A 12,421-nucleotide genomic window follows, 5' to 3' on the forward strand; every position below is an offset into this window, starting at 1 on the left:
GCCCCGTGGCCCGCCCGTAGCGTCATACTGACTGTTTTGGCTGGTCAGGGGAACGTTCCGGAAAGTCGGGTCAGCTGGGAGGGCCGGGGCCATGGAACACCTCCACCCGCGGGCCGCCCGCTTCGCGCCGTGGGTGGCCGCGCATCTCAGGCGCTTCCATTGGTCCATCCGGGCACGGATGACGATGCTGGCCGTCGTGGTGGCGCTGGTGCTGTGCGTGATCACGTCCACGTTGATCCTCAACCACCGCTACGACGAGACGACGGTCCGCAGGCTCGCCCGCCTGTACGCGGCGAACCTGGAGCTCGTGCACCGGTTCGCGCACCGCCCGGTGCCGGAGGTCATCGACCTGGAGAACGTGCCCGCGATGCAGTTGGTCGACCGCGCCGGGCAGGTGGTGTCGGCGACGCCCCGGATGCGTGGCCAGCCGCGGATGGCCACGTTCGTGCCGCCCCGGCGATCCTCGGCCACGGATCGGCGGCTGTGCGACGTGCCCGGGTTCCCCCACCGCTGCGTGCTCATCGCGGCGATGTGGGTCCCCGCCGCGAGCGGTGACCTGATCGCCTACAGCGCGCTGCCCGCGCCTCCGGGGTACGTCAGCTGCGCACCCCGATCGCCGGCGCCCGGCTGCGTCTGGAGGAGGCGCTGATGGACCCGGCCGCGGTCGACTGGCCGGGCCTGGCCAAGGACCTGCTCAACGACGTCGAACGCCAGCAGGCGATCGCCGAGGACATCCTCACCCTGGCCCGCCTGGACGCCGAACGGTCGCCGCAGCGCGAGCGCACCGATCTGGCCGACCTGGTCCGCTCCGAGCTCAGGCACCGCCTGCCCGGCCGGGTGCCCGTCCACACCGACCTGCGGCCGGGGTGTTCGTCGCCGGCGAACGGGTGCTGCTCGGCAGGCTGCTGACCAACCTGCTGGACAATGCCCAGCGCCATGCCGCCACCGCCGTCACCGTCGCCGTCAGGGCTGAGGACGATGAGAGCCTGGCCAGGCGGGCCAAGGCAGCCACGGCCTTCCACGCCCGCCACACCTGTCGTCAAGGTTTTCTTGACGAAGGGCGTTCGTCAAGCAATGCTTGACGCATGACCGATCATGAGATCCGGACCAGCGCCGTCTCCCGAGCCGCGCTGGCCCGCCTGGCCGTCGCTTCCGAGGCCGCCGCCGCCTCTGACAGCTACCGCACCCTGGCCGCCGACAGCCGGCCCACCCACCGCGAGCCGGGCGAGCTCGCCGGTACTGCTTGGCGGCTGTTCGAGCAGGCTCGCGGCATTCTGCGGGCCGCCGTCATCGCCGACCGGCTGGCCGGCGCCTCCTGGGAGACGATCGGCGCGAACCTCGGCGAGATCAGCAAGCAGGCCGCGCACGAACGTTACGGCGCCGCCGAGACCGTCTTCCGCCGCGCGGCGCTGATGGCCTGGCTGATCCCCGAACGCGCCGGCCACCAGCTCGGTGACCTCGCCGACCCCCACACCGCCCAGGCCCGTCTGACCGCCTGGCTCCGGACCCCGCCCGGCCCCGGCCCCGGCCCCGGCACCGCTGTCGAAACGGGGTCGGCCGCCGAGGTCGAGGACTTCCCGTTCGGCCTCCCCGCCATGACCGACGCCGAGCGGGCCGGGCTGCTCACGGAGGCCGCCAACCTGCTCAAGGGCGCCGGCCCGTACCGGAACGCCGGGGTGACCGACGCCGAACGGTACGAGGTGGAGCTGGGCCTGGCCCGCCGCAGGGTCGAGCTGTACGAGGAGATCGCCGAGCGGCGCCCCGACGACCCCGAGCCCGCCGCCCTGCTGGCCGGCGCCCGAGCCCGCCTGGCCGCCCTGGAAGCCGGCTGACCCCCTCGCCCGCCGTTCCTCTCGCGAGAACGGCCATGATCTGTCGGCATCCGACTGCGCCCGCCGGAGAGCCCCCGTTACCTTGCTCAGGTGACACTCAGGCAGATCAACGACGAATGGGCCGGAGACGACATCGACGACCTGATCGCCTACTTCGCCGCAGATCCCAACGGATATGCCGTACACCAGGTGGTCGTGGCCCGTTGCGCCCACTGCGCGGGCCAGGTCTTCGTCCTGGAGACCGACGAGTCCTCGACCTGCGTGCGCCGTACCTGCGCCAACTGCGACCGGACCGCCTTCATGCTCGACGCCGAGGAGCACTGGCTCACCGAAGAGCCGGAGGTCGAGTATTTCGTCGAATGCACGTGCGGCGAGGACCGGTTCGAGACGGCGGTCGGTTTCACGTTCTACAACGACACGCCGGACTCCGACGTCCGTTGGGTCAGCATCGCCGTCCGGTGCACGGTCGACGGGCTCCTCGGCTACTGCGCGGACTACAAGATCCGCTACGGCCCCTCACACCACCTGGTCGATGCCGTCTGAAGGCCGGCCAGGCTGCCGCGCCCGGCCGCCAGCGACGGGTGGCCGGGCGCGGCCAGGTGCTATCGGGTGATGTCGAGCCGGTCCAGGTTGAGGAAGTTCGACCCCATTTCGAGCTGGATCGTGTTGTACCCCCGCGCGAGGTTGACGCCGCTCAGCACGGCCGTGTTCCACGTACCCCAGCCGCCGGTGGAGGCGAACGGCTGGCCGGCGGTGACCTGGGCGCCGTTCACGAGGACCCGGCGGGTGGCGTCGCCCGCGCCGGCGGCGTAGCGGAAGCGCAGCTGGTGCGCCCCCGCGGAGGCCACGTTGACGTGGAACGTGAGCGTCTGGCCGGAGTTGTTCCAGCCGGCCAGGTAGCCACGGCCGCTGAAGCCCGGCTGGCTGCTCTCCGAGCCGATGCCGGACGACCGCGCGTTCTCGGCCTCGTAGACGCCGTTCTCCGGCTGGAGCCCGGAGTTGCCGTCCGGCTGGACGATCTGCAGCGTGCTGACGGCGGCGGCCGCGGTCAGGCTCTGCAGGTACGTGCTCGGAGCCGGCGCCGACCAGTCAGGGCCCACGAGGCCGTCGGACGTGCGGCGGTGCTGCCACGCCTGGGTGGCGTTGCGCTGCAGGAACGGCAGGTACTGGCGCTGCCCGTGCTCGGTGACCAGCGTGTTGAGCCCGCGGATCAGCCGGGCCTTGAAGCCGCCGCCGTCATTGACGCCCTCGTGCAGCAGCGTGCCGCCGTTGGTCAGGTTGGCCGTGGCCCAGTCGGCCGCCGCGCGGGCGTCGGCCAGGTAGGAGGCCGTTCCGGTGGCCTTGTACAGCGCGGCGGCGGCGCTGATGTAGGTCCCGAAGTTGTAGGTGAAGTCCCATTTGACCAGGGTGCCGGAGCCCTCCAGGTGGTCGTAGACGTGCCCCGACTCCTGGAGGTTCGCCTTGATCCAGTCGAACAGGCTCCGCGCCCGGGTGAGGTAGCTCGCGTCGCCGGTGGCGGCGTAGAGCTTGGTGGCGGTGAGCACGGCCGGGGCGTTGGTGGCCACGTTCTTCTGGTTGCGCGTGTTGTTCTGCCACCAGATGCCGCCGCCGTACGTGGAGTCCTGCTCGGCCCAGATACGGTCGAACAACGACCACGACCGGTCCAGGTACGTGGTGTTACGCGTGATCTCGTACGCCCGCGCACTGGCCAGCGCCCACCAGCCCAGGTCGTCGTTGAAGTCGTTCTCGAACGTCGGGTAGTAGGCGACGAAGCCGGCGTACACGTCGTCGATCATCCTGCGGTACGTGCCGTTGCCGGTGCGCTCGTAGGCGTCCATCACCAGCTCCCACAGCTGGGCCTCCCACCAGAAGTCGGTGTAGAGGCCGTTCTCGGGGCCGTGCGCGTGCTCGCGGATCTGCCGGTCGCTGTTGGTGTAGAAGTACTTCTTCGCCGGGTCCCAGAAGGTCGCGACGAACGCCGACATGGCGGCGTCGGCATCGGCGGGGACGTGGGCCGGGTGGCGGCCCGCTTCGGGAACGGCGGCGTGGGCCGGCTGGACGGGCTGGATGAAGACTGCCGACAACAGAACACCGGCAGCGGCGACGCGTAATCTCATCTGCGCTTCCCTAGTTGAGGTTGTTGTCCTTCAGCACCCGGTCGCCCTGCTGCTGCGCCTGGGTGAGGGCCTTCTGCGCGTCGGCCTTGCCCTCCAGGAAGAGCTGCAGGTTCGGGATGACCGCCTCCTCCTCCATCGGCGCGTAGCCGGCGCAGGCGGGGCGGGTCTTGGCGAACTTCAGCGTGTCGAGGATCGGCTTCCAGAACGGGTCGCCGGAGAAGAACGGATCCTCCGAGGCCTGGACGTTGCCGGGGATGTTCAGGCTGGTCTTGGCCCACAACATGGAGTTGTCCTTCTCGGCCGTCCACCACTTGACGAACTCCCAGGAGGCGTCCTTCTGCTTGGCGGCGCGCGGGATCACCAGGCCGAAGCCGCCCATGAGGCTGGCGTTGCCGCCCTGTGGCCCGCTCGGCGGCGGTACGATGCCGAAGTCCAGGTCCTTGCCGTACTTCTTGTACGTGGTGATGTTCCAGGGCCCGGTGAGGATCATGGAGACCTTGCCGGTGGCGAACGCGTCGGTGCCCTCGCCGAGGCCCTTCTCGAAGCCGCTCTGGTAGACGCCCTCCTTGATCATCCGGCTCCACAGGTCGAGCGTCTGCAGGCCCTGCGGGCTGTTGAAGGCGGTGCGCGAGCAGTCGTCGGTGACCATCTGGCCGCCGGCCTGGGCCAGGTACATGCTGAACAGGCCCGCGTCGTCCATGGACAGTCCGGCCCGGACGAGCTTGCCGCCGTCGCGCTTGGTCAGCTTCACCGCGGCCTGCTCCAGTTCGGCCCAGGTCTTCGGCGGTTCTACGCCGGCCTCCTTGAGGTGGGCCTTGTTGTAGAACAGGGCGCGGGCGTCCACCGTGAGCGGCAGCCCGTACAGCTTGCCGTCGTGGGTGAGCTCGCGCACGGCCTCGCCGTAGAAGCGGTCCGACGGGATGTTGTCCTTCTTGAGCCGCTCGTCGAGCGGCTCCAGCACGTTCTTGGGCGCGTAGCTCGCGGTCCGCCAGCGGTCCCAGAACATGACGTCGGGGGCCTGGCCTGAGGTGGAGGCGGTGAGGAACTTGGTGAGCATGTCCTCCTGGACGACGTACTCGACCTGAATGTTGGGGTGGGTCTTGTTGAAGGCCGCGGTCATCGTCCTGAACTGCTGCTCGCCCTCTCCGGACCAGTCGCCCCAGAACTTCAGCCGCACCACGTCGCCCGAGGAGGACGAGGAGGACGAACCGGAGGAGGCGCAACCAGTGGTGATCACCGTGGCGACGGCGAGGGCGGCGGCTGCCAGCCGCCTGGTCAGGGTCGCGTGCATCGGCGGCTCACTTCCTTTCGTGAAGACATGTCATTGGAGACCGGAGCCGGTGAAGGCCAGTCCCCGGGTGAGGTAGCGCTGTGCGAAGGCGAACAGCAGCAGGGTGGGCGCCATGGCGACGATGGATCCGGCCATGAGCGGCCCGTAGTCGGTCTGCTTGTTGAAGGAGAAGGCGGCCAGGCTCATCTGGATGGTGTTCATGTCGGGGTCGTTGAGCACGATCAGCGGCCAGAGGAAGCCGTTCCAGCCCGCGACGAAGGTGAACACCGCGAGCGTGGCCAGGGCGGGACGGCACAGGGGCAGGTAGATCTTCCAGAAGATGCGGAACTCGGGGCAGCCGTCCACCCGGGCCGCCTCGCCGAGGTCCTTCGGCAGGGCGAGGAAGAACTGCCGCATCATGAACACGGAGAACGCGCCGACCGCGCCCGGCAGGATGACCGCCCAGTACGTGTTCAGCAGCCCGACGCCGCCCTGCCCCATGAGGTCGTTGCCGCCGGCCAGCGGCATGCTGCGGACGATGACGAACGACGGCACGAGCGTCACCACGGCCGGCACCATCATCGAGCCCAGCAGCAGCCGGAACAGCACCCGGCTGCCCCGGAACGGCAGTCGCGCGAAGGCGTACCCGGCCAGCGCCCCGAGCATCAGGTTGGTGACGACTCCCGCCACGGCCAGCAGCATCGAGTTGGCGAAGTGCCGGGCGAACGGCACGGTGGTGAACGCCGACCAGTAGTGCTCGAAGGTGATCGAGCTCGGCAGCCACTTGATCGGCAGGGCGATGATCTCGTCGTCGGGCTTGAGCGACGTGCTGAGCGACCACAGGAACGGCAGCAGCATGAACAGCCCGACGACCGTGAGCACGCCGTAGAACAGGGCGATCCTGATCCGCCTGGCCATGGTCATGTCTCGTCACTCCGGTTGATCCGCATGTTGATCACGGTGACCGCCACGATGATGAGGAAGAGCGTGAACGCCTGCGCCGAGGCGTAGCCCATCTGCAGCCGGTTGAAGGCGGTCTCGTAGATCTGGTAGACGGGCGTCAGCGTCGAGTTGCTGGGACCGCCCTTGGTCATCACGTATGCCTGGTCGAAGAGCTGAAAGGCGCCGATCAGCGACAGGGTCGTGACGAACAGCGTGGTCAGCCGCAGCTGTGGCCAGGTGACGTGGACGAACGTGGCCCAGCGCCCGGCCCCGTCCAGGGCGGCGGCCTCGTACAGGTGCGTGGGGATGTTCTGCAGGCCCGCCAGATAGATCAGCATGTTGGAGCCGACCCCCTGCCAGAGCGTGACCAGCACGATCGACACCATGGCCGTGCTGCTGTCGCCCACCCACGCCGGGCCCGGGATGCCGAAGAAGCCGAGGATCTCGTTGATCGGCCCGTAGTGGCTGTTGAGCATCCAGGTCCACACCGTCGCGGCGGCCACCGGCGAGGTCACCACGGGGATGTAGTAGATGGTCCTGAAGACGCTCATCGCCGGCAGCCTGCTGTTGAGCGCCACCGCGAGGAGCAGCGAGCCGGCGATCATCAGCGGCACGAACATCGCGCAGTAGAGCAGGATGTTCTTCAGCGTGGTGAAGAAGGTGGTGTCTTCGAGCAGCCTGGCGTAGTTCTGCAGGCCGGCCCACTGCGGCGGCGTGAAGACGTCGTACGTGGTGAAGCTCAAGCCGAGCGCGCCGGCCACGGGCAGCACGGTGAAGATGACGAACAGCACCATCGGCGGCGTGGCGAACAGCACCCCGGCCCGCGCCTGATGCCGGGACATCCGGGACCGCCGCTGCTTCGCGTGGCCGGGGGAGGCCCGGCCGACCGCGGGCGGGCCGGCGAGCGTCTGGGTCATGTCAGCGCCACCTCCATGGCGAACTGCGCGTACAGGCTGTTGGCCCAGCCGAACCAGGGGCGGGTGAAGACGCCGGGGTCGTCGGGGTCCAGGCTCTCGTGGATGTATCCGGTGCCGGCCGTGGTGGCGGCGAGCATGTCCAGCAGCTCCGCCTGCTCGGCCGGGTCGGTGCTGGTGAGGCCCTGCATGGTCAGCGACATCGGCCAGATGTGGCCGGGCGCCGTGTGCGGGCTCCCCACGCCGCGGGCGTGCTTGCCCGAGCTGTAGTGCGGGTTGCCCGGGCTGAGGACGAAGGCCCGGGTGTTGCGGTACGTGGGGTCCGTGGCCGGGCGGTAGCCCAGGTACGGGATGGACAGCAGGCTCGGGACGTTGGCGTCGTCCATGAGCAGGTGGTTGCCGAGGCCGTCGGTCTCGTACGCGTAGACGGGCCCGTGCTCGGGATGGTCGACGACCGCGTACCGGCCGATGCCCTCCTCGATCTCGGCGCGCAGCGCGGCGGCGTCGTCGGCCAGGGCCGCGTCCGCGTAGAAGTCGCGGGCGAACGCGGCCACGTGGCCGAGCACGACGACCGCGAACATGTTGGACGGGACGAGGAAGCCGTAGGTGCAGGCGTCGTCGCTGGGCCGGAACGCCGAGCGGACCATGCCGGTGTACCCGCACTCGGGGCCGCGCCCCTCGTTGACCAGCGTGTCCGTGGGCTGCTGGGGGTTCGGGCGGACGAAGCGGTACGGCGACGACTCCGGGTGCTGCTCGGCGCGCATGGTCGCGACCGCGACGGTGAGCATGCGGTGCACGGCCTCGTCGAACACCTCGGCGTCGCCGGTGACCGTCCAGTAGAGGTGCAGCAACCGCAGCGGATGACACAGGGAGTCCAGCTCCCACTTGCGCTCCCAGACCCAGGGCGTGAGTTCGGTCCGGTCGTCCTGGTGGCCCATGCCGTCGGGGCCCTCGTTGAACGCGTTCGCGTACGGGTCCAGGGCGACATACCGGGCGTGGCGCCGGATCACCCCGCGGACCATGGCCCGCAGGTCGTCGTCGGCGGCGGCGTGGCGGACGTACGGCTCGATCTGGGCCGCGGAGTCGCGCAGCCACATCGCCGGGATGTCGCCGGTCAGCACGAACGTGGTCCCGTCCGGCAGCCGCCTGACCGTGGTCTCCAGCGTGTTGAGGAAGCACTGCTCGAACATCGCGGCGGCCTCGGGGAACCGGGGCGTCAGCAGTGTTCGTACGCGGTCGGCCACGTCGTGCAGCACAGTTGGGACAGCGTTCACGCGTTTCCCTTCATGAGGTGCGCGAGATGTCATCTGAGGGAAACGTAGGAACCAAGTTGGCATAAGTCAATATGTTTCGATGGTTCAATTTATGAGATGATATATACCTAGACGTGCTGACATACCAAGCTATGAAGGGGAAGAGTGGCTGCGAGAGGCCCGCTCCTGTACGAGCGGATCATTGATTACCTCCTGGACGAGGTCCGGCGTGGAGCGCTGACCCCCGGCGACCGCGTCCCCTCGGAGATGGAGCTGGCCGAGCGGTTCGAGGTCAGCCGGATCACCTCGAAGAAGGCGCTGGAGATCCTCCGACAGGCCGGCGTCGTGCACCGGGTCCGCGGCAAGGGCTCGTTCGTGGCCGCGGAGCTGCCCGACCTCGACTCCCTGGCGCTCTCGCCGGTCCGTGCGGCGGCTGAGGGCGAGCGGGTGCCCGGCACGATCGCGATGATCTATCCGGACGCGTCCGAGGCGTACGGGCTGGAGCTGCTCTGCGCGGTCGAGGAGCGCTGCGCCGAGCGCGGCATCACCCTGGTGATCAAGCGGACCCGCGGCAGCCAGGAAGAGGAGGAGAAGGCCATCGAGTCGATGGTCGACGCCGGGCTCGCCGAGGGCCTGATCGTCTTCCCCGTGCACGGCGAGTACTACAACGCGGGCCTGCTCCGCACGATCCTCGACGGCTTCCCGCTCGTCCTCGTGGACCGCTATCTGGCCGGGATCCAGGTGTGCGCCGTGCACACCGACAACGTCGCCGCCGCGCGCGCGTTGACCGAGCGCCTGCTCGACCAGGGGCACCGGCACATCGCGTTCGTCTCCCCGCCGCCGGAGAACACCTCCAGCATCGAGGAGCGGCTGGAGGGCTTCCGCGCCGCCTTCACCGGGCGCGGCCTGTCCCTCGACTTCGTGCACCAGCTGACCGATCTGTCCAGCACGCTGCCGGGCGCGTTCACTCCCGACAACGTGCAGGCCGACGTCGAACGCATCCGCGCCTTCCAGGCCCGCGAGCCCGAGGTGACCGCGTTCGTGGTGTGCGAGTACAACCTGGCGCGGGTCATGGGCCGGGCCATCTCCGGCACGGAGCCGCGCCCGCTCATCGCCTGCTTCGACTCGCCCCTCGACCCGGTCGCCGGGCCGGGCTTTCTGCACGTGCGGCAGGGGCAGCGGGAGATGGGCCGGCAGGCGGTGGACCTGCTGCTGGCTCAGATGCGCGGCGAGCCGGTGCCGCCACGCTCCATCGTCCCGTTCTCGATCGTCGACCCCGAGACCAGCTGATCCACGGAGGACCCACCCTTGTCGCTGCCCGACCTCTGGAACGACCGCGCCGACCTGACTCAGCGCAGCCTCGACCACTACTTCGCCGCCCCCGGTGACCAGCTGTTCGACAACTGGCACCCGCTGGAGCCCGGCGACAACGACACCTTCAACTACTGGTGGCTCGCGCACGCCATGGACGTGCGCATCGACGCCCACCGGCGGACCGGCGACCCGGCCCGGCTCGACCAGGCCGCGGCGATCCTGGCGGGCATCCGCCGGCGCAACGGCGGCCGGCTCTTCAACGACTACTTCGACGACATGCTCTGGCTGGCACTTGCGACCCTGCGCCTGGCCGAGGCCACCGGCTCCGCCGACCTGCGCCAGGACGCCATCGTGATCTGGCAGCACGTGCTCGACGACGGCTGGAACGACCACGAGGGCGGCGGCATCGCCTGGCGCGTCCAGCAGCCGTACTACAAGAACACCCCGGCCAACGGCCCCTTCGTCATCCTGTCGGCCCGCCTCCACCGCGTCACCGGCGACCCCCGCTACCTGGAGTGGGCGGTCAGGACGATGGACTGGCTGGAGGGCGCGCTGGTGCGGCCGGACGGCTTCGTCGAGGACGGCGTCAACCGCCAGGAGGACCACGCCATCGACGTGCAGTGGCGCTTCACGTACAACCAGGGCTTGTACGTCGGTGCCTGCGTCGAGCTCGCCCAGGCGCTCGACCGGGACGGCTACCTGTCCCGCGCCACCCGTACGGCCCGCACGGCCATCACGGAGCTGAGCTCGGACGGCGTCTTCGCCCACGAGGGCGACGGCGGCGACGAGGGCCTGTTCAAGGGCATCTACTACCGGTACGCCCACCGCCTGCTGGAGGTCCAGGACGTGCCGGAGGTCCGGGACTTCCTGCTGGACAGCACAGAACGGCTGTGGAAGTCGTCCCTGCGGGACGGCCTGCTGCTGGCCGGCCAGAACTGGAACCACCCGCCGGGCCCGAAGGTCTCACTCTCGGCCCAGCTCAGCGCGGTGATGGCCACCGAAGCCTGCGCCGCCCTCACCACCGGCTGACGGCCCCACCGGCGCCCTGCCGAGACTGGGATCTCATGAGGGCTTTCACTGCGCTGCCGGCGCCGAGAACGTCACCCCGGTCAGCTCCTCGGACACCGTCCACAGGCGCTGCTGGACGGCCTGGTCGTGGGAGGCGGGGCTGGAGGTGACCGGTTTCGGGTAGCCGCTGATCTCCCCCCGGTTGCCGGGGCCGTAGTACTGGCCGCCCGTGACGGCCGGGTCGGTGGCGGCGCGCAGGGTGGGCAGGGCGCCCATGTCGGCGTCCTGGGTGAGCAGCGGCGCGAGCCAGGTGATGGGCAGGCGGAGCGGGGCGGGCGTGTTGCGGGCGAGTTCGGTGTTGGACACGCCGGGATGCGCCGCCACCGCGATCGTGGTGCCGTACGGGGCGAGCCGGCGCTGCAGCTCGTACGTGAACAGCAGGTTGGCGAGCTTGGACTGACCGTAGGCGCCGACGCGGCTGTACGAGCGCTCCCACTGCAGGTCGTCGAAGTGGATGGCGGCCCGGATGCGATGGCCGGTGCTGCTGACCGTCACGACGCGGGAGCCGGGCACGGGCAGCAGCCGGTCGAGCAGCAGGCCGGTCAGGGCGAAGTGGCCCAGATGGTTGGTGCCGAACTGCAGCTCGAAGCCGTCGGCGGTGCGCTGCGGCGGGGTGTACATCACGCCCGCGTTGTTGATGAGCAGGTCGATGCGCGGGTACGTGGCGCGCAGGTCGGCCGCCGCGGACCGGATCGAGTCCAGCGAGGTCAGGTCGAGGGCCTGGACGGCGACGTCGCCGCTGATGCGGCCGGCCGCCTGCCTGCCCTTCTCGACGTTGCGTACGGCGAGGACCACCGTGGCCCCGCGTTCGCCCAGCATCCGCGCGGTCTCGAACCCCAGCCCGGTGTTGGCGCCGGTCACGATCGCCACCCGCCCGCTCTGGTCGGGGATGTCCTGCTCGGTCCAGTTGCCACTCATGAGGTCCTCCTAAAGAACCGTCGGTCTCTTACGAGCTTCAACATAAGAGACCGCCGGTCTTCTGTCAAGAGACCGCCGGTCTTTAAGCTAGGGTGATGGATGTGACATTCAAGCGGGCGCGTAGTGAGGAGCAGCGGGAGATCCGCCGCCAGGCGATCCTGGACACGGCGGCGGCGATGCTCGACGAGCTGCCGGTGGCCGAGGTGAGCCTCAACGAGCTCAGCCGGCGCGTGGGCCTGGCCAAGTCGAACGTCCTGCGCTACTTCGAGTCACGCGAGGCGGTGCTGCTCGAACTGCTGGACGTCTTCCTGGCGAGCTGGGAAGCCGAGATGACGGACGCCCTGGCCGCGGGCATCGACGCCCAGGCGACCCCGGAAGCGCGGGCCCGTCAGCTGGCCGAGATCCTCAGCCGGTCGCTGGCGGAGCGGAAGGTGCTCTGCGACCTCTTCGGCGCGCAGGGCGGCGTTCTTGAGCACAACGTCTCGGTCGAGGTGGTCAAGCGGCACAAACGCGCCTCCCTCGCCCGGCTCACGACCATCACCGACCTCATGCGCCGTCATCTGCCGGAGCTCGGGGACGACGCGCAGTTGTTCTGCCTGATGGCCATGGTCTCGGCGGGCGCCCTGTCTTCGTACGTCCCGCCGCCGCCCAGCGTCCTCGCCGCCTACGCGGAGGAGCCCGCACTCAACATGCTCCACCTGGACCTGCGCGACGCCCTCCGCTCCGCCTTCACCGCGACACTCGTGGGCCTGCTGCCACGCGCCTGAACGTCACCTCGCCCGTAGGTCACGGA

14 protein-coding genes are annotated in these 12,421 nt (G+C 69.6%); 8 read left to right on the top strand and 6 right to left on the bottom strand.

Going from position 1 to position 12,421, the window contains the following annotated elements; translation table 11 throughout:
• Nucleotides 1-91: 91 nt before the first annotated feature.
• The 5 genes from AB0C28_RS20765 (at nucleotide 92) to AB0C28_RS20785 (ending at nucleotide 2,375) form a co-directional block, all read left to right on the top strand.
• The gene (locus tag AB0C28_RS20765; RefSeq protein WP_358076428.1) at nucleotides 92-649 is read left to right on the top strand and encodes a hypothetical protein; all 558 of its coding nucleotides are present in this window, start codon (nucleotides 92-94) and stop codon (nucleotides 647-649) included.
• Nucleotides 649-909, top strand: coding sequence for a hypothetical protein (locus tag AB0C28_RS20770; protein ID WP_357846736.1), 261 nt, complete (start codon nucleotides 649-651; stop codon nucleotides 907-909). Before AB0C28_RS20765 ends, AB0C28_RS20770 begins: the two co-directional genes overlap by 1 nt.
• Nucleotides 888-1,082, top strand: a complete 195-nt coding sequence (locus tag AB0C28_RS20775) for a hypothetical protein (protein WP_357846734.1) — start codon at nucleotides 888-890, stop codon at nucleotides 1,080-1,082. The genes AB0C28_RS20770 and AB0C28_RS20775 overlap by 22 nt, the downstream gene beginning before the upstream one ends.
• A 3-nt stretch (nucleotides 1,083-1,085) precedes the next feature.
• Nucleotides 1,086-1,832 (top strand): hypothetical protein, encoded by a 747-nt coding sequence (locus tag AB0C28_RS20780; RefSeq protein WP_358076431.1) that lies wholly within the window; start codon nucleotides 1,086-1,088, stop codon nucleotides 1,830-1,832.
• A 90-nt stretch (nucleotides 1,833-1,922) separates the two neighbouring features.
• Nucleotides 1,923-2,375: a hypothetical protein gene (locus AB0C28_RS20785; RefSeq protein WP_357846730.1), complete on the top strand. Its 453-nt coding sequence runs from the start codon at nucleotides 1,923-1,925 to the stop codon at nucleotides 2,373-2,375.
• A 59-nt stretch (nucleotides 2,376-2,434) separates the two neighbouring features.
• On the opposite strand, the gene AB0C28_RS20790 is transcribed toward AB0C28_RS20785, so the two are convergent.
• The 5 genes from AB0C28_RS20790 to AB0C28_RS20810 are packed head-to-tail and all read right to left on the bottom strand — an operon-like array spanning nucleotide 2,435 to nucleotide 8,349.
• Nucleotides 2,435-3,916: a glycoside hydrolase family 76 protein gene (locus tag AB0C28_RS20790; RefSeq protein WP_358076434.1), complete on the bottom strand. Its 1,482-nt coding sequence runs from the start codon at nucleotides 3,914-3,916 to the stop codon at nucleotides 2,435-2,437.
• Between the two features lie 43 nt (nucleotides 3,917-3,959).
• Nucleotides 3,960-5,240 (bottom strand): ABC transporter substrate-binding protein, encoded by a 1,281-nt coding sequence (locus AB0C28_RS20795; protein WP_357846726.1) that lies wholly within the window; start codon nucleotides 5,238-5,240, stop codon nucleotides 3,960-3,962.
• Between the two features lie 30 nt (nucleotides 5,241-5,270).
• Nucleotides 5,271-6,143: a carbohydrate ABC transporter permease gene (locus AB0C28_RS20800; RefSeq protein ID WP_357846724.1), complete on the bottom strand. Its 873-nt coding sequence runs from the start codon at nucleotides 6,141-6,143 to the stop codon at nucleotides 5,271-5,273.
• The gene (locus AB0C28_RS20805; RefSeq protein ID WP_358076437.1) at nucleotides 6,140-7,078 is read right to left on the bottom strand and encodes a sugar ABC transporter permease; all 939 of its coding nucleotides are present in this window, start codon (nucleotides 7,076-7,078) and stop codon (nucleotides 6,140-6,142) included. Before AB0C28_RS20805 ends, AB0C28_RS20800 begins: the two co-directional genes overlap by 4 nt.
• Nucleotides 7,075-8,349: a glycoside hydrolase family 125 protein gene (locus AB0C28_RS20810; protein ID WP_357846720.1), complete on the bottom strand. Its 1,275-nt coding sequence runs from the start codon at nucleotides 8,347-8,349 to the stop codon at nucleotides 7,075-7,077. Before AB0C28_RS20810 ends, AB0C28_RS20805 begins: the two co-directional genes overlap by 4 nt.
• A 144-nt stretch (nucleotides 8,350-8,493) precedes the next feature.
• Between AB0C28_RS20810 and AB0C28_RS20815 the strand changes: the two genes are divergently transcribed.
• Both AB0C28_RS20815 and AB0C28_RS20820 read left to right on the top strand, forming a co-directional pair.
• Nucleotides 8,494-9,618 carry a GntR family transcriptional regulator gene (locus AB0C28_RS20815; protein WP_357846718.1) on the top strand — a complete coding sequence of 375 codons (1,125 nt, stop codon included), beginning with the start codon at nucleotides 8,494-8,496 and terminating at the stop codon, nucleotides 9,616-9,618.
• 18 nt (nucleotides 9,619-9,636) lie between these two features.
• Nucleotides 9,637-10,671: a glycoside hydrolase family 76 protein gene (locus tag AB0C28_RS20820; protein WP_357846716.1), complete on the top strand. Its 1,035-nt coding sequence runs from the start codon at nucleotides 9,637-9,639 to the stop codon at nucleotides 10,669-10,671.
• 45 nt (nucleotides 10,672-10,716) lie between these two features.
• Here AB0C28_RS20820 and AB0C28_RS20825 read toward each other — a convergent pair whose 3' ends face one another.
• Entirely contained in the window at nucleotides 10,717-11,628 is a 912-nt protein-coding gene (locus tag AB0C28_RS20825; RefSeq protein WP_358076440.1) for an SDR family NAD(P)-dependent oxidoreductase, read from the bottom strand.
• 95 nt (nucleotides 11,629-11,723) lie between these two features.
• On the opposite strand from AB0C28_RS20825, the gene AB0C28_RS20830 reads away from it, so the two are divergent.
• A complete protein-coding gene (locus AB0C28_RS20830; protein ID WP_358076442.1) occupies nucleotides 11,724-12,395 on the top strand; it encodes a TetR family transcriptional regulator in 672 nt (223 codons plus the stop codon).
• The last annotated feature ends 26 nt before the right edge of the window (nucleotides 12,396-12,421 follow it).

Source organism: Nonomuraea sp. NPDC048892 (assembly GCF_040649735.1).
Taxonomy (GTDB): domain Bacteria; phylum Actinomycetota; class Actinomycetes; order Streptosporangiales; family Streptosporangiaceae; genus Nonomuraea; species Nonomuraea maheshkhaliensis.

Bases quoted from the DNA above. Each gene is read 5' to 3' on its own strand.
- AB0C28_RS20765 (WP_358076428.1), top strand. From the start codon at position 92: ATGGAACACCTCCACCCGCGGGCCGCCCGCTTCGCGCCGTGGGTGGCC.
- AB0C28_RS20770 (WP_357846736.1), top strand. From the start codon at position 649: ATGGACCCGGCCGCGGTCGACTGGCCGGGCCTGGCCAAGGACCTGCTC.
- AB0C28_RS20780 (WP_358076431.1), top strand. From the start codon at position 1,086: ATGACCGATCATGAGATCCGGACCAGCGCCGTCTCCCGAGCCGCGCTG.
- AB0C28_RS20795 (WP_357846726.1), bottom strand. From the start codon at position 5,240: ATGCACGCGACCCTGACCAGGCGGCTGGCAGCCGCCGCCCTCGCCGTC.
- AB0C28_RS20800 (WP_357846724.1), bottom strand. From the start codon at position 6,143: ATGACCATGGCCAGGCGGATCAGGATCGCCCTGTTCTACGGCGTGCTC.
- AB0C28_RS20805 (WP_358076437.1), bottom strand. From the start codon at position 7,078: ATGACCCAGACGCTCGCCGGCCCGCCCGCGGTCGGCCGGGCCTCCCCC.
- AB0C28_RS20825 (WP_358076440.1), bottom strand. From the start codon at position 11,628: ATGAGTGGCAACTGGACCGAGCAGGACATCCCCGACCAGAGCGGGCGG.
- AB0C28_RS20830 (WP_358076442.1), top strand. From the start codon at position 11,724: ATGGATGTGACATTCAAGCGGGCGCGTAGTGAGGAGCAGCGGGAGATC.